General features: G+C 36.0%; 25 protein-coding genes. 7 read left to right on the top strand and 18 right to left on the bottom strand.

Going from position 1 to position 21,033, the window contains the following annotated elements:
* The first annotated feature begins 192 nt into the window (after positions 1 to 192).
* The gene (gene plsY, locus ACZ2V4_RS01380) at positions 193 to 780 is read left to right on the top strand and encodes a glycerol-3-phosphate 1-O-acyltransferase PlsY (RefSeq protein WP_420496612.1); all 588 of its coding nucleotides are present in this window, start codon (positions 193 to 195) and stop codon (positions 778 to 780) included.
* Positions 781 to 889: 109 nt separating this feature from the next.
* Here plsY and ACZ2V4_RS01375 read toward each other — a convergent pair whose 3' ends face one another.
* The 3 genes from ACZ2V4_RS01375 to ACZ2V4_RS01365 all read right to left on the bottom strand — a co-directional run bounded on the left by ACZ2V4_RS01375 (position 890) and on the right by ACZ2V4_RS01365 (position 5,846).
* Entirely contained in the window at positions 890 to 1,327 is a 438-nt protein-coding gene (locus tag ACZ2V4_RS01375; protein WP_219494748.1) for an acyl-CoA thioesterase, read from the bottom strand.
* Positions 1,328 to 1,413: 86 nt separating this feature from the next.
* A complete protein-coding gene (gene acnA, locus ACZ2V4_RS01370; RefSeq protein WP_490514430.1) occupies positions 1,414 to 4,122 on the bottom strand; it encodes an aconitate hydratase AcnA in 2,709 nt (902 codons plus the stop codon).
* A 173-nt stretch (positions 4,123 to 4,295) separates the two neighbouring features.
* Positions 4,296 to 5,846, bottom strand: coding sequence for a glycine betaine uptake BCCT transporter (locus ACZ2V4_RS01365; RefSeq protein WP_458619986.1), 1,551 nt, complete (start codon positions 5,844 to 5,846; stop codon positions 4,296 to 4,298).
* A 194-nt stretch (positions 5,847 to 6,040) separates the two neighbouring features.
* Here ACZ2V4_RS01365 and mscL point away from each other — a divergent pair, with 194 nt between their 5' ends.
* Positions 6,041 to 6,403: a large conductance mechanosensitive channel protein MscL gene (gene mscL / locus ACZ2V4_RS01360; protein ID WP_219494826.1), complete on the top strand. Its 363-nt coding sequence runs from the start codon at positions 6,041 to 6,043 to the stop codon at positions 6,401 to 6,403.
* Positions 6,404 to 6,431: 28 nt separating this feature from the next.
* Here mscL and ACZ2V4_RS01355 read toward each other — a convergent pair whose 3' ends face one another.
* The 5 genes from ACZ2V4_RS01355 to ACZ2V4_RS01335 form a co-directional block, all read right to left on the bottom strand.
* Entirely contained in the window at positions 6,432 to 7,055 is a 624-nt protein-coding gene (locus ACZ2V4_RS01355) for an SCO family protein (protein ID WP_420495977.1), read from the bottom strand.
* A 92-nt stretch (positions 7,056 to 7,147) separates the two neighbouring features.
* On the bottom strand, positions 7,148 to 10,174 hold the full coding sequence (locus ACZ2V4_RS01350; protein ID WP_490514429.1) for an AAA family ATPase: 3,027 nt from the start codon (positions 10,172 to 10,174) through the stop codon (positions 7,148 to 7,150).
* Positions 10,161 to 11,279 carry an exonuclease SbcCD subunit D gene (locus tag ACZ2V4_RS01345; RefSeq protein WP_420495975.1) on the bottom strand — a complete coding sequence of 373 codons (1,119 nt, stop codon included), beginning with the start codon at positions 11,277 to 11,279 and terminating at the stop codon, positions 10,161 to 10,163. The genes ACZ2V4_RS01350 and ACZ2V4_RS01345 overlap by 14 nt, the downstream gene beginning before the upstream one ends.
* 78 nt (positions 11,280 to 11,357) lie before the next feature.
* Positions 11,358 to 11,576 carry a DUF2922 domain-containing protein gene (locus ACZ2V4_RS01340; protein WP_420495974.1) on the bottom strand — a complete coding sequence of 73 codons (219 nt, stop codon included), beginning with the start codon at positions 11,574 to 11,576 and terminating at the stop codon, positions 11,358 to 11,360.
* A 23-nt stretch (positions 11,577 to 11,599) separates the two neighbouring features.
* Entirely contained in the window at positions 11,600 to 11,800 is a 201-nt protein-coding gene (locus tag ACZ2V4_RS01335) for a DUF1659 domain-containing protein (protein WP_041635982.1), read from the bottom strand.
* A gap of 93 nt (positions 11,801 to 11,893) precedes the next feature.
* Here ACZ2V4_RS01335 and ACZ2V4_RS01330 point away from each other — a divergent pair, with 93 nt between their 5' ends.
* The gene (locus ACZ2V4_RS01330; protein ID WP_012656908.1) at positions 11,894 to 12,379 is read left to right on the top strand and encodes a DUF2621 domain-containing protein; all 486 of its coding nucleotides are present in this window, start codon (positions 11,894 to 11,896) and stop codon (positions 12,377 to 12,379) included.
* A 10-nt stretch (positions 12,380 to 12,389) separates the two neighbouring features.
* On the opposite strand, the gene ACZ2V4_RS01325 is transcribed toward ACZ2V4_RS01330, so the two are convergent.
* Both ACZ2V4_RS01325 and ACZ2V4_RS01320 read right to left on the bottom strand, forming a co-directional pair.
* Positions 12,390 to 12,869, bottom strand: a complete 480-nt coding sequence (locus ACZ2V4_RS01325) for a CcdC family protein (protein WP_099483102.1) — start codon at positions 12,867 to 12,869, stop codon at positions 12,390 to 12,392.
* Between the two features lie 11 nt (positions 12,870 to 12,880).
* Entirely contained in the window at positions 12,881 to 13,555 is a 675-nt protein-coding gene (locus ACZ2V4_RS01320; RefSeq protein ID WP_147404560.1) for a cytochrome c biogenesis CcdA family protein, read from the bottom strand.
* 150 nt (positions 13,556 to 13,705) lie between these two features.
* Here ACZ2V4_RS01320 and ACZ2V4_RS01315 point away from each other — a divergent pair, with 150 nt between their 5' ends.
* On the top strand, positions 13,706 to 14,239 hold the full coding sequence (locus tag ACZ2V4_RS01315; RefSeq protein ID WP_420493702.1) for a hypothetical protein: 534 nt from the start codon (positions 13,706 to 13,708) through the stop codon (positions 14,237 to 14,239).
* A gap of 85 nt (positions 14,240 to 14,324) precedes the next feature.
* Here ACZ2V4_RS01315 and ACZ2V4_RS01310 read toward each other — a convergent pair whose 3' ends face one another.
* The 4 genes from ACZ2V4_RS01310 to ACZ2V4_RS01295 form a co-directional block, all read right to left on the bottom strand.
* Positions 14,325 to 14,555, bottom strand: a complete 231-nt coding sequence (locus ACZ2V4_RS01310) for a YneF family protein (protein WP_041635981.1) — start codon at positions 14,553 to 14,555, stop codon at positions 14,325 to 14,327.
* Positions 14,556 to 14,657: 102 nt separating this feature from the next.
* Positions 14,658 to 16,643, bottom strand: a complete 1,986-nt coding sequence (gene tkt, locus ACZ2V4_RS01305) for a transketolase (RefSeq protein WP_420495972.1) — start codon at positions 16,641 to 16,643, stop codon at positions 14,658 to 14,660.
* A gap of 23 nt (positions 16,644 to 16,666) precedes the next feature.
* A complete protein-coding gene (locus ACZ2V4_RS01300; protein ID WP_420493700.1) occupies positions 16,667 to 16,903 on the bottom strand; it encodes a DUF896 domain-containing protein in 237 nt (78 codons plus the stop codon).
* A gap of 84 nt (positions 16,904 to 16,987) precedes the next feature.
* Positions 16,988 to 17,209: a hypothetical protein gene (locus ACZ2V4_RS01295; RefSeq protein WP_219494739.1), complete on the bottom strand. Its 222-nt coding sequence runs from the start codon at positions 17,207 to 17,209 to the stop codon at positions 16,988 to 16,990.
* A 145-nt stretch (positions 17,210 to 17,354) separates the two neighbouring features.
* Here ACZ2V4_RS01295 and lexA point away from each other — a divergent pair, with 145 nt between their 5' ends.
* Together lexA and ACZ2V4_RS01285 are read left to right on the top strand one after the other, a co-directional pair.
* Positions 17,355 to 17,975 carry a transcriptional repressor LexA gene (gene lexA, locus ACZ2V4_RS01290; RefSeq protein ID WP_219494738.1) on the top strand — a complete coding sequence of 207 codons (621 nt, stop codon included), beginning with the start codon at positions 17,355 to 17,357 and terminating at the stop codon, positions 17,973 to 17,975.
* Positions 17,976 to 18,290: 315 nt separating this feature from the next.
* Positions 18,291 to 18,500 (top strand): PspC domain-containing protein, encoded by a 210-nt coding sequence (locus tag ACZ2V4_RS01285; protein ID WP_413474654.1) that lies wholly within the window; start codon positions 18,291 to 18,293, stop codon positions 18,498 to 18,500.
* Between the two features lie 26 nt (positions 18,501 to 18,526).
* Here the strand turns inward: ACZ2V4_RS01285 and ACZ2V4_RS01280 are convergent, their stop codons facing one another.
* Complete coding sequence (locus tag ACZ2V4_RS01280) at positions 18,527 to 18,667, bottom strand: hypothetical protein (protein ID WP_219494736.1); 141 nt, start codon at positions 18,665 to 18,667, stop codon at positions 18,527 to 18,529.
* 123 nt (positions 18,668 to 18,790) lie between these two features.
* Between ACZ2V4_RS01280 and ACZ2V4_RS01275 the strand changes: the two genes are divergently transcribed.
* The gene (locus ACZ2V4_RS01275) at positions 18,791 to 19,495 is read left to right on the top strand and encodes a ZinT family metal-binding protein (RefSeq protein ID WP_219494735.1); all 705 of its coding nucleotides are present in this window, start codon (positions 18,791 to 18,793) and stop codon (positions 19,493 to 19,495) included.
* A gap of 336 nt (positions 19,496 to 19,831) precedes the next feature.
* Here the strand turns inward: ACZ2V4_RS01275 and ACZ2V4_RS01270 are convergent, their stop codons facing one another.
* The 3 genes from ACZ2V4_RS01270 to rpsN all read right to left on the bottom strand — a co-directional run bounded on the left by ACZ2V4_RS01270 (position 19,832) and on the right by rpsN (position 21,023).
* A complete protein-coding gene (locus ACZ2V4_RS01270) occupies positions 19,832 to 20,212 on the bottom strand; it encodes a VOC family protein (RefSeq protein WP_420495970.1) in 381 nt (126 codons plus the stop codon).
* A gap of 8 nt (positions 20,213 to 20,220) precedes the next feature.
* The gene (locus ACZ2V4_RS01265; protein ID WP_219494733.1) at positions 20,221 to 20,634 is read right to left on the bottom strand and encodes a hypothetical protein; all 414 of its coding nucleotides are present in this window, start codon (positions 20,632 to 20,634) and stop codon (positions 20,221 to 20,223) included.
* Positions 20,635 to 20,753: 119 nt separating this feature from the next.
* A complete protein-coding gene (gene rpsN / locus ACZ2V4_RS01260) occupies positions 20,754 to 21,023 on the bottom strand; it encodes a 30S ribosomal protein S14 (protein ID WP_490514428.1) in 270 nt (89 codons plus the stop codon).
* Positions 21,024 to 21,033: the final 10 nt, after the last annotated feature.

Genomic DNA, 21,033 nt, shown 5'->3' with positions numbered 1-21,033 from the left:
TCGAAAATTTATATACATTCATTATTTTAAATGAAACCCTTAAAAATGCAAGCTTTTACAAATCATTATTATTTAAGTTTACATAATAATATTATTTGTTTTTTATAATATTTTTCTACACAACTATTTTTGTATGCGTTATAATAGATATAGTTATGAATTACTATTAGTAGCTACCCATAAAGGAGAAAAATTATGCAGATTGCATTATTACTAGCAATTGCCTATCTACTTGGTGCAATTCCAACAGGTTTGATTGTAGGCAAACTATTATTTAACAAAGATATTCGTAAGTTTGGCAGTGGAAATCTAGGCGCCACCAACACATTTCGAGTATTAGGTAAGAAAGCCGGAACATTTGTCACGATATTCGATGTTGCGAAAGGGGTTCTTCCTGCAATATTTCCAATTATATTTGACCTTGATATTCATGGTATATGGTTTGGACTTGCAGCAATAATTGGTCATGTTTACCCTATTTACTTGAAATTTAGAGGCGGAAAGGCAGTAGCAACAAGTGCCGGTGTGATTCTTGGTGTAAATCCATTGATCTTCCTTATCATCGCTGTAATATTCTTTACCTTACTGTTTACAACACGAATGGTATCGTTAACAAGTATTTTGACGAGCATCGGAAACTTTATTACTACATTATTTTTCGATGATATCATTTTGAAGATCATCTCATTTCTGATTATGTTGATTATTATTATTCGTCACAGCAGCAATATCAGGAGAATTATTTCAGGAACAGAGCCTAAGATACAGTTTAAAAAATAATATATCCCTTTTATAGCAGAATTAAAAATCCGAACACTGTAGTCAAACGATAGACTCCCCACAGTGTCCGGATTTTTATATTCCAACTTTTCGTAATTAAGCTGTATAATCAATTGATATTATCGTTATCATCAGATGAAAGTTCAATATATTTCTCATGCCATTCAGGATAGTAACGATCAAGTCGGATAGGGATTTCACTGCCTCTTTTTATAACGACATGCGTTGTTCTACCAGTCGCTGCGATGGCTCCATCCTCTTTAACAATCTCGTATGCATAAATGGTCTTAAGCTTACTATATCGTTCAATCCATGTTCTTACAGTAATTGTCTCTGGATAAGTAATCGATTTCCTATATTGCACCGATACATCCACCACCGGAGAGATTAATCCTTCATCTTCCATCGCTTGATAGCTAAACCCAGCTTTCTTTATAAAATCTGTTCTTGCAACTTCAAACCAGATTAAATAGTTCGCATGATAGACGACACCCATCTTATCCGTTTCAGCGTATCGAACCTCAATATCTTTTTCTGTTATATACATTCATCTGACTCCTTATTTATACTATTGTATCTATCATACACCAGTTTCAATAAAAAAACAGGGACAAAAAAGTCCCTGTCAACCTATCACTCAGCTAATTTGCCTCGTAGCACCATTTGAAGGATACCACCGTGACGGTAGTAATCGAGCTCCACTTCTGAATCAAAACGAGCTAAAGCATTAAATTCTACTTGAGTACCATCTGTTTTAACTGCTGTTACCTTAACTTCATCACGAGGTTTAATACCTTCATGAATATCTACAGAGAACTTCTCACTGCCATCCAGACCTAATTTTTCTGCTGAATCCCCTTTTAAGAACTGTAAAGGTAGTACACCCATCATGACTAAGTTAGAACGGTGAATACGCTCGTAACTTTGTGCGATTACAGTTTTCACACCTAAAAGATTAGTACCTTTTGCAGCCCAGTCACGACTAGAACCCATTCCATAATCATCACCTGCTAATACAACCAGTCCTGTGCCATCTGCCTGATATTTCATACAAGCATCAAAGATAGGCATAACTTCACCTGTTGGCCAGTAAGTAGTATATCCACCTTCCGTACCAGGTGCAATCTGGTTTTTAATACGAATATTTGCAAATGTACCACGCATCATTACTTCATGGTTACCACGACGAGAACCATATGAGTTGAAGTCACGGATTTCTACGCCATTCTCACGCAGGTACTTTCCTGCTGGTGTATCTTTACCGATAGCACCTGCTGGAGAGATGTGGTCAGTTGTTACTGAGTCACCAAATTTACCCATAACGGCGAGATTTTCTAAAGGTGCAATGCTTCCTGGTTCTTTTGATAAACCCTGGAAGAATGTTGGATTTTGAATATATGTTGAAGTTGGATCAAAATCATATAATGGTTGATCAGTAGACTCAATCTGGTTCCACATTTCATTTGAATTAAATACATTCTCATATTCTTTGCGGAATAATTCTGGCGTTACTACTGAATTTACTTCATTTTTAACTTCATCAATTGTCGGCCAGATATCTCTTAAGAATACATCTTTACCGTCATGTCCTTTACCGATTGGATCGTTTTGAAGATCGATATTAACAGTACCCGCTAAAGCATAAGCGACAACGAGCTGCGGTGAAGCTAAGTAGTTCGCTTTAACTAAAGGATGGATACGGCCTTCAAAGTTACGGTTACCTGATAATACAGATGTCACTAATAAATCTTCATTAGATATTGTCTCTTCAATTTCAGGCAATAACGGACCTGAGTTACCAATACATGTTGTACATCCGTAACCTACAGTATTAAATCCTAATTGATCCAAGTACGTTTGAAGTCCTGAATCTTCTAGATATCCTGTTACAACCTTAGAACCCGGTGCAAGTGATGTTTTTACGTAGGCAGGGACTTGTAATCCTTTTTCTACTGCTTTTTTTGCAACAAGGCCAGCACCTAACATAACGTAAGGGTTTGAAGTATTTGTACATGATGTAATTGCTGCAATTGCAATATCACCCGTTGTCATTGTGACAGACTTTCCGTCAGCTAAAGTTGTTGTGGCAGTTTTGTCAAATTCAGCTTTATCTAAGCCGTGACCTTGGTTACCAGCTTTAGCAGTAACAGATTTAACGAATTCTTTTTTCATATTGCTTAATTTAATCAAATCTTGCGGACGTTTAGGTCCTGATAATGATGCTTCAACCGTAGATAAATCAAGAGTTAATGTATCAGTATATGTTGGATCTTCTTTATCTGTTGTAAAGAACATATCATTCTTCACTAAATATTCTTTAACGAGCTCGATATGTGCTTCATCGCGACCAGTCAAACGCATATAATTTAGCGCTTCTTCATCAACAGGGAAGAAACCACAAGTCGCACCATATTCTGGTGCCATATTGGCAATTGTCGCGCGGTCTGCAAGTGGTAAATTCACTACGCCCGGACCAAAGAATTCAACAAATTTTCCTACTACACCTTTTTTACGTAATTCCTGCGTTACACGTAATGCTAAGTCAGTTGCAGTTGTACCTTCAGGAAGCTCTCCAGTAAGTTTAACTCCAATTACTTCTGGTACTGGGAAGTATGAAGGTTGACCAAGCATACCCGCTTCAGCCTCAATACCACCAACACCCCAACCAAGCACACCGATACCATTAATCATCGTTGTATGAGAGTCAGTTCCTACTAAAGTATCAGGAAATGCAACTTGTTCACCATCTACATCACGCACATGAACAACGTTTGCTAAATATTCTAAGTTAACTTGATGCACGATACCTGTTGCTGGTGGTACTGCACGGTAGTTATCAAATGCTTTTGTCGCCCAGTTCAAAAATTGATAACGTTCTTTATTACGTGCAAATTCAAGCTCCATATTTCTTTGTAACGCTGTTTCGTTACCATATGCATCCACTTGCACAGAATGATCAATTACAAGGTCCACCGGTACTTCTGGATTAATCTTTGTTACATCTCCACCTACATCATCCATCGCTTTACGAAGTGATGCTAAATCAACGACAGCAGGTACTCCTGTGAAGTCCTGCAAAATAACACGTGATGGCTTAAATGGAACCTCTGCGTTAGGATCGTTCTTCTTCCCCCACTTAACAAGATGTTTAATATGTTCTTCGTTAATCACTCGCCCATCGTATTGACGAAGAACAGACTCAAGTAACACACGGATAGAATAAGGAAGCTTCTTAACTTGTCCAAGCCCTAGTGACTCTAGTGACTTTAAACTGTAAAACGTAAAAGTCTTACCGTTTAACTCAAATGTCTGTTTTGCAGTTTGCTGTAAATTTGAATTCATATGTGTTCCCCCTATTTATTGATAAAGCCTTTACATATTCATTCTAATCAATATTTTATAAGAAGTAAATATTATCACATTCCAAATTAGCTATACTTAGCTATAAGTTTTACTTATAAAAAATACCTGTCGACAATTCACAATTGATTTGTCGACAGGTATTTTAAAATTTATTATTTTTGGTTATTTTGATTTTCTTGATATGATTTTCTGAATTTCTTATCAGGTTTTAACGTGAGGCCTATTCTCATACGTTCTGCATTGCCATCTTTATATAATGATAACAGCATCAGTATAAGTACAAACGAAAATGGAAAAGCTACGATGATCGCTGCACTTTGCAAGGCACTCAGTCCCCCAGCATATAAAAGTACCGCAGCAATAATTGACTGTGCCAGTCCCCATATCACCTTGATGTTGTTTGCGGGCTCAAGCGATCCATTTGTAGATTGCATACCCAGTACAAATGTTGCTGAATCAGCTGATGTAATAAAGAAAGTACAAATTAGTAGTAATGCTATTAATGATAATCCCATCGCCATCGGCATATGCTCGAATATTGCGAACAGTTGTGTTTCAACAGCAAGATCACCAATTTCAGGGAATTTCTTAAATATCTGTATCCCACTTACACCGAAGACACTAAACCACAGCATACTGATAATCGTAGGAACGAGTAGTACACCGATTAAAAACTCTCGAATTGTTCGTCCTTTAGAAACTCGCGCAATGAATATACCGACAAATGGACTCCAGCTCATCCACCAACCCCAATAGTAGATTGTCCAGCCGTTCATCCACTCACGTTTCGACTGGTCTAAAGGTGCCGCATCAAAACTCATAGACAAGAAGTTCTGAAGCAAGTTCCCTAACGATGTTGAAAACATATTCATAATTAACACTGTTGGACCTAAAAAGAGAACTGCAACAAGTAATAATGTTGCTATCCCTATATTAAAATTACTTAAAATCTGTATCCCTTTTGATAGACCACTCCAAGCACTCATTAAGAATAATATAGTAACAACGACAATGATTATTAACTTTACGTTAATCGTATTTGGTACATCGAACAAGAAATGCAAACCACCATTGATCTGCTGAGCACCCATTCCTAATGAAACTGCAACCCCAACTACAGTTGCAAATACTGCAAGTACATCAATGATTGTTCCTAAAATACCATCTACTCTATCGCCAAGCAATGGTCTTAATGTCTTTGATAATAATCCCGCTTCACCTTTCCTGAATTGAGCATATGCAAGGCCTAAAGCGACTATTCCATATGTAGCCCATGCGTGAAATCCCCAATGAAAGAACGTATAGCGAAATGCATCCTTCATCGCTTCATCTGACTGAGCATCAGCTGTTGGTGATTTTATAAAGTGGCTTAATGGTTCTGCAGCACCATAGAATACGAGTCCGATACCCATCCCTGCGCTAAATAACATCGCAAACCAAGATATTGTACTAAATTCTGGTTTATCTGATGGCTTACCTAATTTTAGTTTACCGATAGGACTAAGAATCAGAAACAAACAGGCAAATACAAATATCGACGTAATCATTACATAATACCAACCGAAATATTTTGTAATGAATGCATTAATCTGGCTCGTAACCTCACCAAATCCCGATGGACTTATTACACCTAACAAAACAGTAATGATTACAAGTGATAACGCAATAAAAAATACAGGTGTCAATTTTTTTCCTGATGTCATAAAATACTCCTTCCAAATTAAAATTTTAAAAAACAGTTCTAAGTATAACAAACTATAATTAATTACACAAATAGAAACGTTTTTTCAAATTCTAATTTTTAAAGTAGGCAACTATAAATAATTTATGAAAATGAATTGATTTTTAAAATGTTACAATGTAAACTAAATATAGTAGGAGGTGACTATACATGTCTATATTAAAAGAATTTAAAGAGTTTGCTGTAAAAGGAAATGTACTTGATTTAGCTGTCGCAGTTGTTATTGGGGGTGCATTTGGTAAAATTGTTTCTTCATTAGTGGCTGATGTAATTATGCCGGTCATTGGTCTTATTTTTGGAAATACAGATTTTGCATCAAGCTGGGCTTATAAAGGAATCAAATACGGTGTCTTCATTCAATCAATCATCGATTTCTTAATCGTTGCAGGTGCAATCTTCTTGTTTATTAAACTTATCAATAAGATTACGCGTAAAAGCGACGTTGAAGAAGTTGAAGAAGCAGTCGAAGAGAATACAGTGTTATTAACTGAAATCAGAGACTTATTACGCTCCAAATAAAAAACTTCACCATGATGGTGAAGTTTTTTTATTTTTTATACGGTCCTTCTTCAATCATCGTTTTAACGTCTTCCACAATTTCTGACTTCGGAAATTTTTTATCTCCAGTATCTTTTCCCGCATAATCTTTTATTATCATCCCATTTTGATCAACAAGATAAAACGATGTACCATGTGTAGCCTGTGAGTTATTGGCTGTAGGTGGAACTACGATAGTTTTGAAGTTCTCTTCTGCAAACTGTCTGATAAACTTCTCATCATACTGTGTCACAGCTTTCCAAATCCCTTTTGGAGGATTATGCTGATTGATATAGTCACTAAGTTTCTTTGGCGTATCTTTCTTAGGATCGACACTAAAGCTGATGATGCCATAATCATCATGACTGATGCCATCCTTCTCAAGCTGATCCACAACCTGACTCATATTATAAGTCATGGGTGGACAGACTGTTTCACAGTTAGTAAAGATAAAATCCACTAGCCAGACCTTTCCTTTAAGATCTTTATTTGAAATTGACTTACCGGTTTCATCCGTTCCACTGAACTCAGTCATTGTATTGCCATATAAAGACTTTGGTTCTAATCTTGAATTACTGCACGCTGATATTATTAATGCTAAAAATAATATTAAGAAAATATTTAACTGCTTCATAGTGACCTCCTTATGTATTCATATAATACTATAGCAAACTGACTATCAATTAAAAGTCCATACTTCATATAAATTTGACATAGTTGTTACAATTACTTCAACTGAAATTCTGTATCACTATTAAAACCGTCAGTTCTAACCTTTAATATCGCAGGCATATTTTCTTGGAGCGATTGTACATGACTAATTATGCCGATCAGTTTTCCGGTTTGCTGGAGTTCGATCAGAACTTCAATTGCTGTCTCAAGCGTATCACTATCTAAACTTCCGAAACCTTCATCAACGAACACCGACTCCAGATTGATTCCACCTGAAATCTGCATGACGTAATCACTTAAGCCAAGCGCTAATGATAAAGAGGCGATAAATGTTTCACCGCCAGAAAGCGTTGTAATATCCCTCACATTATTTGTGTGATAATCGAAGACTTCAATTTCAAGCCCGCTTTTCTTTCTGGAGTGAACCTCCTTTTTCCTTACGAGCTTGTATCGGTTATGGGTCATCTGAAGTAACCTTTCATTAGCTAATAGAAGTATTTGTTCCAGATAGTATACGAGCACATAATTTTCGATTGATAGTTTTAAAGTATTCTTTCCGTTCAGTACTTCGAAAAGTCTGATCTCAGAACCTATATCCTCCATCTGCTTGACATAACTTTTATGTACTACTTCCAGCTGCATTATAATATTATTCATCAGCCTTAACTGACTACGCTCATCATTGATTGCTTGTTCAAACGCTTTCGCTTTAGACGATAGCTCAGCGTATTCATTTGACAGCTTTTCAATATCAGGGGCTTTTTTTCCGCCAATCAAATCCTCTAAGGTCTTTATCGTATTTTCATGGAAATGAATATCTTTATAATAACTTTCAACAGTATTCTGCAACGTTTCTAGTTCTTGCTCTATATCTTTGTCCATATATTCATCCACTATTTTATCCGATATATGAAATGAGTTTTTTGTTGATTCTAATTGGCTTAATAATTTTTCGTTATAGATAAGATGGGTATTATATTTATCCACGATATTCTCTTTTGATCGGATGAGTTCTGAACAAGAGAATATCGTTTCGTTTAGATGATTCAGATGCTTATCATAATTTTCATAGAGATCCCTTTTCTCATCAAACTGAGCCTTGAAATCATCATAATTCTTAAACCCTGTGAATGATACAAATGTATGATATCGCTCTTTTTTACCATTGCGTTCATTGATCTTTTTCTCATTTGCATCGATAGCGTCTTTTAAGGAGATAATGGATGCTTTGTTATTTTTAAGTTCATTACTCAGGTCCTCGTACTCGTGATCGATATGATTTAAATGGTCATTGAGCGTTTCAAGTTTCTGCGTTAACATCTCTTGTTCATGAATAAGCAGTTCACCAGTATTTTGCATATCTTCATGTTTATAAGTAACTTTAAACTGCTCATATGCAAGTAACTTATCGGTGATTGCCTTCATCAATGCTTCAATCCACTCTATCTTAGTTGCATTGGCCTCTTGTTCACGTGACAACGTCATCCTTCTTTGTACAAGGTTATGGTATTCATGATGAACACCATCCGTTTTCTCGGTGACGATATGATTACACACCGGACAATTTTGACCTATTTTCAATTGGGCACGAATAGAGTCCACTGCATCAATATCCAGCAGATCATCTCCGAAATTAAAACGTTCGATAAGTGATTCACATGACAATAGTTCTTCTGTTAGCATGCCCTTATTTTCTTTAATCGCTTGCAATGCTTTATAATGTGAATCATATTCGTTGATCAATGAGATAATCGTTTCATTATCACGAATATGATTCTGAAGCTTCACCTTTTCTTCATATAATTTTGTCTTTTCTTGAATCAACGCTTCTAGGGAACTTTGAATGGTCTCATTTGCTTGATGTGTACTTGATAGCTTATCGCTCAATGCTGTCGTTTCATTTTTCAGTTCATTTAGCGTATTGACATCTTCTTCTAGACCTTGGTATTTTTCATCGACAAATCTTTCCTGTTCTATTAATTGATGATTGAGCCGCTTCATTTCTTCATTATCTTGCATAACTTCGTTTAATGCACTTTTCAGTTGCTGAAGCTTATTCTTATTTTCATTAATCTGTTGTTCTTCATCCTTTATTTGCTCTCTTAAATGCGCATCACCTTTCTTTAAGTCCTCCAGCTGACTGATACAGGAAAGGTAGGATTCGAACTGCACGAGTTGCTGAACCGTTTTTTGTGTATTCTCTATTTCTTCACGCTGTTCATATAAAATTGCTAGCTGATGTTTATGCTGCTTGACAGATTGTATATTATTATTTAATATCTCCGCCGCTTTCAAGGCGTCTCCTTTAAGCTTCAGTTCATTTGATTTATCATTTAATTCTGATACGTTCTGCGAAAAGACCTTTTGTGACGCTTCGTAATACAAGTTAACTGTACGGATCTGTTCGTCGTAAGTAACCATATATGGCGGAAACCCGACACCGAGCTGCTGTATATGGAATTCGATCTCTTTTTCCTTCATTCTTATAGCATCGATTTTATCATCAACATTCTCCTTTAATCGCTTGACCATCAGCTCAAGATGCTTCGTATCGAACAGTGTTCTTAATATCTCATTCTTACTTTCGCTATCTGATACAAGAAAATTTTTAAATTCCCCTTGCGGCAGTATAAGGATTTGTCTAAACTGATCTGCCTGCAGCTTGACGATATCTACAATCAGCTGGTTTGTCTCGGTCTTTTTATTGGTACTGATTAAACGCTTCTCATTGTCATGGATTTCATAAACTTCTAATTTAGATGTGATCGGCGTCTTATTCCCTGCCTTTATGTGTGGTAAATTGCGAATAATTAAATATTGTTTGTCCTTGATGGAAAATTGAAATTTAATCATCGTCTCTTCTTCATCGTATGCGTGTTTATTTCTCATTGCCTTATGGTTTCTGGAAGAAGTGGACGCCGTGCCATAAAGGGCATACATCATCGCATCAAAAATGGTAGTCTTTCCTGAACCTGTCTTACCACTAATAAGAAAAAGTGTATGGTTATTCAGCTGCTTAAAGTCAATCGTTTCATTTTTAAATGGTCCAAAATGCTGAATCTCTAACTTAATCGGTCTCATCCATTAACCTACTTTCGTTAATAAGCTGTTCTATTAATAACGTCTGCTTTTCATCCATCTCACTATCCGTCATATCTAAATAAAACTGTTTGACAAGTTCCAGATGTGAGAGCTGCTGTACTTCTCTTTGTTTGTATTGAATATCCCTATTGTTTATCATTGGCTTTAATTCTAATAGATACGGATATACTTGCTTAAGCTTGAACATTGGATCATTGATATGCTCCATGTCACTTAACTCAAGCTTTAAATATGAATTCCTATCTACAGCTAACTTCATTTTAATTGCATCTTCAAACGTTCCAGTAGCATATTCCAGATCTCTCGGGGGTGACAATGTAATAAAACTAACCTTCTGCTTTTTAAGATCAAAAATTCTGTAACCCTTTCTTTGATGCACTTCATCGAACGAATATTTCATGATACTCCCACTATAGAACACTTTTTCATCACGTATCGCGTCTGGTGTATGAAGATGTCCGAGCATTACATAATCGAATGCATCAAAAAGCTTGAGCGAGACATTCTCTATTGTACCTACGATGATTTCTCTTTCGGACTCAGTTGTCATACCTCCTGTAACAAATAGATGGCTTACTAAAATGTTTATTCTGCCTTTATCGATACGCTGTTCAATTTGTTCAATGATTCTCTTATATGTATCATGATGCGTGCGAATACTATCGTCTTCAAAGTAGTGTCGTGCAACAACCGGTTCTACGTAAGGGACAAGATAAAAGTCAACTCCATCGATCGAAACCGGATTCAAAGCATCATCAATTGTAGTGCCAATATGCATCTCATGCCCTTTATACCAAGCCTTACCATAGCCAAGACGTTCTGCGCTATCATGATTACCACTGATCAGCAGTACAGGAATTTTCTGCACCTGGTTCACTTCATAGATAAAGGTTTCAAATACCTTCATTGCCTCCCTGGAAGGAATTGAACGATCATAGATATCTCCAGCAATCACTAATACATCAATTGACGCTTCCCTGATATCTTGAACCAGCCTATTCAATAATATAGATTGCTCTTCTAATAAATTCTGCTGATTAATTGTCTTACCAATATGCAAGTCCCCTAAATGCATAATTTTCATGTGCTCACCTCATACATCATTATACTAAAAAACACACCTCATTGCTGAGATGTGCTGATAATGACAGGGAGATCATTATTATTTATTTTCAAATAAAATCTGTTCCGTACGATCAATTAGTTTTGCAGATTTAATCGCTTTTAATCCACCTGAATTTGTCGTGATATAATTTTGACTGATCAAAGATTCCATTACTTGTAATACCTCTTCAGATGTCACCCCTTCTTTAGGCCTTATGATTGACATCGTATAATTCTTTCCGATTTCTGTAACAAAATTAAGCTGAAGTGTTTTCATCTTATCTCTCCTTTCTTAAATTTTTATATTTCTTTCTTTTCAATCTTATTCACAGATACATAAACCTCACCAGTAAGTCTTGAAACTAATAGCGCAAAAGCACGCGCTTCTTCATCTGTGATGTTCAGAACGACCTGATTGAATCTACGTGTTTTCATAATAGATTTACCTTCTTCTGTAACTTCTTTAACAAAAGCAAGCTCGAGAATAACATCCTTTATCATTGTTTCACCTCCTTTACGCTATATATATCGTCATATCTTTATTAGATAGACATTACATTTTCAGTTCTATATAATATGTGATGAGGTGATGACGTGAATGAATGGTTTATTATTTTAATTTTTTTATGGACAATACTCTTTATGGGGTTGCTTACTATCGGTGGATTCTTTATGTTCAGAAAATTTCTAAAGAGGCTGCCAAAAGATGATGGTAAAAGTGAACTGGACTGGCAGGAATACTATATCAATAAAGCCCTTCCGTTATGGAATGACGATGCACGCAACCTTCTGAATGAACTTGTCAGCCCTGTACCAGATTTGTTCAGACAAGTTGCTAAGGAAAGAATCGCCGGACGAATTTCGAAGATTGCACTTGATGAAGGTGCAGAAGATATTGAACTTGATCATATTTTAAGGGGATATATCATTGCGACTCCAAAACGCGATCATCCTTTTATGAAGAAAAAACTCAATCAATTGAATATCGACTATACGCCATATGAGCATTATTTTAAATATGCTGATGACGAAAAGCAGAAGTTCTCAATCTTCGAGCATTCTGAAATCGCAAAAAAATAACAGCAGTGAGCTAATGCTCACTGCTGTTATTTATTGTACGCGCAATTTTCATATACTTTCTATACATCGCAATACGCCACGGGACTATCATACTGAAGGCTAGCAGGAAGAACATTCCTGCAAGTTGACCCGGATGTATTGAACTGCTCAGGAAAAATTTCATTGCTGAGCGGATGACAAGAAGGGATATGAGAATCAAAGGAAATAATCTAGATCGTTTCATATATATCTGCTGGTCTTTCACTTCAAAATTTGATGTAAAAATTAAAAATATGGAAAAAAACATCCCTACAACTACAGCTTCTATTATCTCCATAGTTGTCAATCTAAAATAGGGAAATATGTACATAAGTGCACCTGTAGACATAAAAAATGGCGGTAAAATAATCTTCTTAACATTCGTCGGATAATTCTGTGCCTTCATCCTGACAACAATAACAGCCATACCCATAAATAATGCAACAAGCATAGAAACGATAAAATACATGATTTAACCTACTTTCAACTAAAGTACTGATTGATAACCGTCAACTTATCAAAGAATAGCAATAAGCCCATGATTATCATTATAACCCCTCCAACTTTAGTTAACAACTGACTATATTTCTTTAATACATTAATTTTAGTGATAAAGAATGTCAGCAGGAAAAAAGGAATACAAAATCCTAATACATACATAATCATATATATAAGCGCGAGTGATTGATTTACAGCTGCCATAGAAAAAATTACACCAATAATCGGACCCATACAAGGCGTCCAGCCAGCAGCAAATGCAATACCTACTAAAAACGACCCTAAAAATCCTGCTGGTTTATTTTTAAATTCGAATTTATGGTCTTTCATCAATAGTTTAGGATTAAATATACCTAAAATGATCAATCCGAATATAATGCAGAGCAATCCACCGAGCATACGTATTGTATTGTCATATGACAGTAAAAAGTCCGAAAATATCCCGATACCGACACCTAGAGAAATATAGACGACTGAAAAACCTAGTAAAAAGAATATCGTATGTAACAGTGCATTTCGATTCAACTTCGAATCTTGCAGATCATTATAACCAACACCGGTGATATAGGATAAGAATGCTGGATATATCGGTAATACACATGGAGACACAAAGCTTAATAAACCTGCACCAAATGCAACCGCTATCGTAATATCATTCATCAAAAAAACCTCCATTCCATTCTATTTTAGCAAATATTCCCTTCAAATTAAGATGATTTTTATGACTTAAATGTGACAAAAAGTTGATAAATATGAGTAATGATTGGATAAAATATGGTATATTTAAATAAATAACGAGGAGGAAGTTCAATGAAAAAACCGATAGTGACAATTAGCATTATGCTGGGTCTGATTAGTCTTACAGCCTGTGATAGAGAGAGTCCACCAGAGATTAATACTTCAGTTAGTGATGAACCTTCTAATGAAATAATACAGAACCATAAAATAAAGCCTGATAATAAATTAACTGAAAAAGCAGAGAAAAAAATTACAGCTGTCAAAGAACGCGTAAAATCTACTGAAACAGCGGTTGATTCCGAAACCGTTACTACAGAGGTGCCTACAACTGAAGCACCAGCGACTGAAAGCCCATCAACAGAAGCACCAGCAATCGAATCTTCTGAAGAAGCGGCTACAGAAGCACCGGTTATTGATGCACCAATACAAGAAGCACCTGTAGAACCACTTCCTGAACAGACATATCCTGCTGAACAGCAGCCAGTTACTCAGGAACCACCAACAGAACAAGCAACTGATATTCCTGTTACTGAAGAACTAGCTGAACCTGAGACAACAGATTCTGCTGAAACTCTTCCTGCTGAATCTACAGAACCAGTCCAATAAATGATTTTAAAAATTAAAACATTAAGACCCGTGAGTGATTCATACAATCATTCACGGGTCTTGGCGTCTCATTAAAGACTTTGATTTATTTAAGATTTTGATTCATATTTCTATTCATCATCTGCATCATTTGATTAATTTTCTTTTGAGATGGTTTCTGACCCATTTGCATCATCATCATACGAAGCATTTCCTCATTGATCGGTGGATTTTTCTTCAAGTAATCCATCATATATTTTCTTGCCAGGAAGAATCCTAAAGCAGCACCTGCTGCTAATGCAAGTAGTACAATCAATATCCAAATCCAAGTAGCCATTTGTTCACCCACTTTCTTATACCATTAAAATTTTACTAAAAACAAACTTTTTTTTCAATATGTTTTCTATAAATAATAAAAGGCTGATATACAGCCTTTTATTTACTTCATATTCAAAATGTTATTTACAACATTTTCTACAGTAAATCCATATTTCTCCATAACTAATTCTCCAGGTGCACTTGCACCAAATTTATCAATACCAATTACAAGTCCATCCAGACCAACGTATTTGTACCAGCTGTCAGAAGCAGCCATTTCAATTGCAACACGCTGCTTAATTGAAGATGGTAATACTTCTTCTTTGTATGATTTATCTTGTGCATCAAATTTTTGAGTGTTCGGCATCGATACCACTTGAACGCCTTTACCTTGTTTTTCTAACACTTTTGCTGCATCAATCGCTAAATTCACTTCCGAACCAGTTGCGACTATTAATATCTCCGGATGCTCAGATTGATATACAACATAACCACCACGTGCAACTCCCGCTTCTAGTTTGTCCTGTTCAATATCAATCGCAGTTAAGTTCTGACGCGTAAGGACAAGTGCAGTCGGTGCATCAGTTGATTCAAGTGCAATTTTCCAGGCGGCACGGCTTTCATTACCATCGGCCGGACGAATCACATTTAAGTTAGGAATCGCTCGTAAACCAGCCAGCTGCTCGATTGGTTCATGTGTCGGCCCATCTTCACCAACTGCTATTGAGTCATGTGTAAATACATATGTGACTGGTAAGCCCATTAACGCTGATAATCTTACTGCCGGCTTCAAATAGTCACTAAACACAAAGAATGTTGCCCCGTATACTTTAAGCCCACCGTGAGCAGCCATACCATTTAAAGCAGCACCCATAGCAAACTCTCTGACACCAAACCAGATATTCTTTCCTTCAGGCGTTTCAGCTGAAAAGTCTCCTGTCCCTTTAACATTTGATTTATTAGAAGATGCTAAATCTGCAGATCCCCCAAAGAATGAAGGAACTGTTTTTGCGATTGCCTGGATCATATCACCACTCGTTGCACGGGTAGCAGCTGATGTACCAGCCTCATATACCGGTAAAGCCTCCGCATAGTCAGAATTTAATTCACCAGCTATTGCTTGTCTAAGCTGTTGTGCTAGTTCAGCATTTTCTTTTTCTAATTGTGCAAATTTATCATTCCATAACTGCTCTTTTTCATTTGCACGTTTTAGCATCGTCTGCTGGAATATTTCATATACGGCTGGATCTACATGGAATTTCTTATCTGCCTCTAAACCGTATGCTTCAAATACAAGCTTACGCTCATCTCCTCCTAATGGAGCCCCGTGGATGCCATTCGTTCCTTGCTTATTCGGAGAACCATAACCAATAATTGTCTTAACTTCGATGATCGTAGGTCTATCACTTGATTTCGCTACTGTAATAGCTTTATCAATGGCTTCCATATCATTACCATCCGACACTAAAATATGTTCCCAGCCATAGCTTTCGAAACGCCCTTTAACATCTTCAGAGAATGCTTTATTCAGCTCTCCATCTAAAGAGATATCATTCGAATCATATAAAGCAATTAATTTATTAAGTTTTAAGTGACCTGCAAGACTTGCAGCTTCGTGTGATATACCTTCCATCAAGTCTCCATCTGAAACTAATGCATACGTATAATGATCAATAATATCTGACTGCTGATTGAAAGTTGCAGCAAGATGTTTTTCTGCCATCGCCATACCGACACTCATCGCAAATCCTTGCCCTAGTGGCCCTGTTGTGATTTCTACACCTTTAGTATGACGGTATTCCGGATGTCCTGGAGTTTTAGAGTCCCATTGTCTAAACTGCTTAAGTTCCTCTATTTCCAGCCCACCAGAAACATGCAGCAATGAGTATAACAAAGCTGAACCGTGTCCTGCTGACAGTACAAATCGATCTCTATCGAAGAAATGATGTGATGACGGATTGAAATTAAGATGACGTGTCCATAAAGTGTAAGCCATAGGTGCCGCACCCATAGGTAACCCCGGGTGGCCTGAATTCGCTTCCTCAATCTGATCGATACTTAAAGCTCTAATACTATCTACTGCCAATTGATCTTTTTCATTAAACATATAAATGCTCCTATCTACAAAATTTATTTTCTGATATTATTTAATCTTTGAATGTCTTTCACCTTGTCAGGTGTCACATCATTACCTTCAGGGTCTATGACGGTCGTGTTCTCAATCGTTTTCTTGAAAGACTGTCTGAAGGACTGTAAATATTCTTTACGTAATAAAGTCTGTTCTTTACCTTCTTCCTCCGTGAGACCTGTTGTCTTTTTCTTCTGAGCTAATTCATTAATTCTCTTCATCTTATTTTCATCTAGCATAACTCTCATTCCTTTCATTATAAAGATACCAAAAAAAACGAGTGAAACCAACTGGCTACACTCGTAATACATTAAATATTTTAATTAATTTACAACACCAAGTACCTCACCATTGGAAACAGGATCATGATAAGAATCGGAATGCGGTAATCTGCCATTGTCTTGTTCTCCTATCTGTTCGGTAAATCCAGGTGCTTCATTATAATAAATAGCTTGCGATTGTTCTATATAAAGTACCGAAAAAAGTGTAATCATTAAAAATAAGATACAATATAGTATAAATTCCTTAGAAATTCTAACGGTCATATCAAATTCCTCCTAGAACATTTGTTTGTATTCACACTTTATCAGAACATGTGTTCTATGTCAATAAAAATACGAACAAACGTTTGTTACATGCGAACGTGTATGCTATAATACGTATAACACCACATATAAGGAGTGTTTAAAAATGAGAGAACTCACTAAAAGACAAGAAGAGATATATGATTATTTAAAACATATTGTATCAACTAAAGGGTATCCACCGAGTGTAAGAGAGATTGGAGAAGCTGTCGGACTTGCCTCAAGCTCGACTGTGCACGGTCACCTTTCTCGTCTCGAGGAAAAAGGCTATATTAAACGAGATCCAACGAAGCCTCGTGCTATTGAGATTATTCACGGTGAAAATTCACAAGATTATTCTGAGGCTACAATTCATGTACCGGTTATCGGAAAGGTTACTGCAGGTGTCCCGATTACTGCAATCGAAAATGTTGAAGAATACTTTCCATTACCCGCACACTTCACTTCTAGCCATAACAGTGACATATTTATTTTAGAAGTCGTTGGGGAAAGTATGATTGAAGCGGGCATTCTTGATAGAGATAAAGTAATTGTAAGAAGACAGTCCATCGCAGAAAATGGAGACATTATCGTGGCGATGACAGATGAAGACGAAGCGACAGTTAAACGTTTTTTCAAAGAAAATAATCGTTATCGTCTACAACCCGAGAATCTGACAATGGAACCGCTTTACCTTGATTCAGTCACTGTTCTTGGTAAAGTTGTAGGTCTATTCAGAGAATTTTAATATTAGACCGTACGTTTTGCTAAATGTATATAATTTTTAATGCCATTATCACAACACCCGAGCCAGTTAGAATAAAACTTTTCTAACTGGCTCGGGTGTTGTAATATTATTTATCAATTGGATCCTACTTGCCTAATATCGTTTTAACTTGTTCAAGTATATCTTTTTCATTTTTCTTCTCTGTTGTTTCCATGTTACTATCCCCTTAAATAATCTATCTTTACTATACCCACAATACTATATGTTAAACATTTTAGTATATCATTGGAATAATCTACATCTATTTGCTATATTTTAAAAAAGGAGTGATAGATAATGAAAAAACGTCTTACAAGGTCAACAACTGACCGCTATGTTGCTGGAGTTCTTGGTGGTATTAGTGAATATTTTAATATTGATTCTAAAGTAGTTCGAATCACATTCATTTTAGTCTCATTTTTTACAGCGAATATACCTACATTTACAATGTATATCCTACTCGCCTTATTTATGCCAAAAGATACAGATGTTCTGGATAACTACTAAATAGAGCTGGAAGCCTTCACCCAGCTCTATTTTTTTCTGTTTGAAAATCCGAATAATGCTAATCCACCAATCAGTAGCAGAAGCGTTACTTGATCATTCAATATTTGGAATCCATATCTTAAGACAAATAATAGCAGTACATAGCTAAAAATCAAAGTTAGTTTCATATAGACAAATTCCTCTTTCAATATATTTAAATTCATTCTACCATAAATTTAAAATTTACCATTGACGAATCATGTGGGTTGAAGTAATATTTAAATCGTAATAATTACGATTGGAGAATACATATGAAAACACAATTGATTATCGGTACAACTGTCTCACTTGCTATATTGCTCACTGGATGTAGTGACACCACTGAAGATAAAGCAGCTGTAAAAAAAGAACAGAAGATTGAACATCATAAAGACAAACAGGTACATAGTCACAAACATGAACATCATCTGACAGATTCAGACAAAAAAATCTACGAAGGGTATTTTGAAGATGACGCTGTAAAAGACAGGCGGTTAACAGACTGGGAAGGTGACTGGCAGTCTGTGTATCCCTTCTTAAAAGATGGATCTCTTGATAAAGTATTCGAACATAAAGCGGAAGATCAGAATAAATCGAAGAAAGAAGTAAAGGAATACTATAATAAAGGATACGAGACTGATGTCGCCCATATCAAAATTGGTGAAAAAGACATCATCTTTACAAAACAAAATAAAAAACATCGTGCTAAGTATGAATATGATGGCAAAGAGATTCTTACTTATGAAAAAGGAAATCGCGGCGTTAGATACATATTCAAAAAAGTATATGGAGATAATGAGGCACCCAACTATGTGCAGTTCAGCGATCATATCATCGCTCCTGAACGTGCACTTCATTTCCATATCTATATGGGGGATGATCGTAAAGCACTCCTAAAAGAACTTGAAAACTGGCCAACATACTATCCTGATGACCTATCTGCTAGAGAAATACAAGAAGAAATGCTGGCACATTAAAAAGAAGAGAGGATGACGAGAAATTAATATTCCCTGTCATCTTCTCTTCTTTTTAATCGTATTTAACCGTTATCAAAGTCTATTATATCCATATATTAAAGGTATGCATAAACAATATTATTGCCGTCAACAATACAAATAATCCAGTATAGAGCATTCGCATCTTTATATGTCCAATCAGCATACTCATGTATAAACCAAGAAGTGTAAGAACATAAAGCAGCAGGCGGACATAGAGATTAATCTGTCCCCTTCCGTGTATCGAAGGAAGAAAATATAACAGCAGAATACTTGCGGTAAAAATTAATATTACAATTTTCTTATACATAAATTACCTCACATTACCATCACATTGAAATAATGACCATCAAGATCCGTGAATATAAACCCATAATAACCATTTTTTACAGCAGGCTTACTTACTGCATTTCCGCCCGACTGAACAATACGTTCATATAACTCATCGACATTGTGTTTTTCAGGCAGATCAAAGGAAATGATAATCTCAGGGTGATCAGCGTAACCTTTTAATGGTGTCTGCATAAACTGCTCAAGTATATCCTGCTTAAATATACATATCGTATTATCACCAATTTTAAAGGCACCTAATGTTTCATTGTTACTTCGTTCATCAATGATTTCAAATCCGATATTACGATAAAAGTTTAGAGCACGTTCAACATCAGTAACAGCAAAATTTAACCAGTAACTTTTCATAATATCTCCTAATGTAGATTGATTAAGGGCACACTTGATTTTATCACTTGATTGGATATAATCAGCTGTTTTAATTCATCAGCGATATCAAGCTGATCGAGGTAATCAAAATCAAGCCACGCATATGGATGTCTTACTTTAAATTCAGATTGATTGCGTGTATTGAAAACAAAAGCAGTATCATTAACCATCGTCTCAAAAATCAATCCTTTAAACGGCTTTTTCTCCTCAACAACAAACAAGATACCTCCTACTTTGATTTCTTTATTTAACTTACGCGCAAATTGCTCAGCAGTCTGTTTAATTGTATATTGACCTTTTTTTACGACACCTGGTAATTTCATTCGCTTGTTGCCATTGTCTTGAATCAATATTTTATCTTCAGTCGTGATTAAAAGTGATGCAGTTATTTTTTCTTTCATGATTTACTCCTAGATTATAATTTCATTTTATTATATCAAACATATGACATAATAAAAATTATAACATAAAAATAAGGCTAAGACTTTTTATGGCCTTAACCTTTCTAATTAAGCATGTACTACCAGCTCGATTTTTTTATACCAGGTAGCTGTCCTTTATGCGCAAGTTCTCTTAGTGCGATACGAGAAAGTCCGAATTTACGATAAACGCCTCGCGGTCTTCCTGTAATATGACATCTGTTCGTACGTCTTGAAGGTGATGAATCTCTTGGTAACTTGCTTAAACCGACGTAATCTCCAGCAGCTTTCAACGCTGCTCTTTGTTCTCTATATTGTTCTACCAGCTGCTGCCTTTTTAGTTCTTTTGCTATTTTTGATTTTTTAGCCAAAATATCGCTC

The sequence above is a fragment of the Macrococcus sp. CoH-51_TC_04 genome (genome assembly GCF_058188655.1).
Note: the sequence above shows the minus strand (reverse complement) of the source record. Positions and strands in the feature narration are given on the sequence as shown.

Coding starts and splice junctions, on each gene's coding strand:
- ACZ2V4_RS01265 (WP_219494733.1), bottom strand. CDS start 20,634: ATGAAAGAAAAAATAACTGCATCACTTTTAATCACGACTGAAGATAAA.
- ACZ2V4_RS01285 (WP_413474654.1), top strand. CDS start 18,291: ATGAAAAAACGTCTTACAAGGTCAACAACTGACCGCTATGTTGCTGGA.
- ACZ2V4_RS01320 (WP_147404560.1), bottom strand. CDS start 13,555: ATGAATGATATTACGATAGCGGTTGCATTTGGTGCAGGTTTATTAAGC.
- ACZ2V4_RS01350 (WP_490514429.1), bottom strand. CDS start 10,174: ATGAGACCGATTAAGTTAGAGATTCAGCATTTTGGACCATTTAAAAAT.
- ACZ2V4_RS01355 (WP_420495977.1), bottom strand. CDS start 7,055: ATGAAGCAGTTAAATATTTTCTTAATATTATTTTTAGCATTAATAATA.
- ACZ2V4_RS01280 (WP_219494736.1), bottom strand. CDS start 18,667: ATGAAACTAACTTTGATTTTTAGCTATGTACTGCTATTATTTGTCTTA.
- acnA (WP_490514430.1), bottom strand. CDS start 4,122: ATGAATTCAAATTTACAGCAAACTGCAAAACAGACATTTGAGTTAAAC.
- ACZ2V4_RS01335 (WP_041635982.1), bottom strand. CDS start 11,800: ATGATAAAGGATGTTATTCTCGAGCTTGCTTTTGTTAAAGAAGTTACA.
- ACZ2V4_RS01365 (WP_458619986.1), bottom strand. CDS start 5,846: ATGACATCAGGAAAAAAATTGACACCTGTATTTTTTATTGCGTTATCA.
- ACZ2V4_RS01300 (WP_420493700.1), bottom strand. CDS start 16,903: ATGCTAGATGAAAATAAGATGAAGAGAATTAATGAATTAGCTCAGAAG.
- ACZ2V4_RS01375 (WP_219494748.1), bottom strand. CDS start 1,327: ATGTATATAACAGAAAAAGATATTGAGGTTCGATACGCTGAAACGGAT.
- ACZ2V4_RS01340 (WP_420495974.1), bottom strand. CDS start 11,576: ATGAAAACACTTCAGCTTAATTTTGTTACAGAAATCGGAAAGAATTAT.
- ACZ2V4_RS01310 (WP_041635981.1), bottom strand. CDS start 14,555: ATGGCTACTTGGATTTGGATATTGATTGTACTACTTGCATTAGCAGCA.
- lexA (WP_219494738.1), top strand. CDS start 17,355: ATGAGAGAACTCACTAAAAGACAAGAAGAGATATATGATTATTTAAAA.
- ACZ2V4_RS01345 (WP_420495975.1), bottom strand. CDS start 11,279: ATGAAAATTATGCATTTAGGGGACTTGCATATTGGTAAGACAATTAAT.
- ACZ2V4_RS01315 (WP_420493702.1), top strand. CDS start 13,706: ATGAAAAAACCGATAGTGACAATTAGCATTATGCTGGGTCTGATTAGT.
- ACZ2V4_RS01275 (WP_219494735.1), top strand. CDS start 18,791: ATGAAAACACAATTGATTATCGGTACAACTGTCTCACTTGCTATATTG.
- ACZ2V4_RS01270 (WP_420495970.1), bottom strand. CDS start 20,212: ATGAAAAGTTACTGGTTAAATTTTGCTGTTACTGATGTTGAACGTGCT.
- tkt (WP_420495972.1), bottom strand. CDS start 16,643: ATGTTTAATGAAAAAGATCAATTGGCAGTAGATAGTATTAGAGCTTTA.
- ACZ2V4_RS01295 (WP_219494739.1), bottom strand. CDS start 17,209: ATGACCGTTAGAATTTCTAAGGAATTTATACTATATTGTATCTTATTT.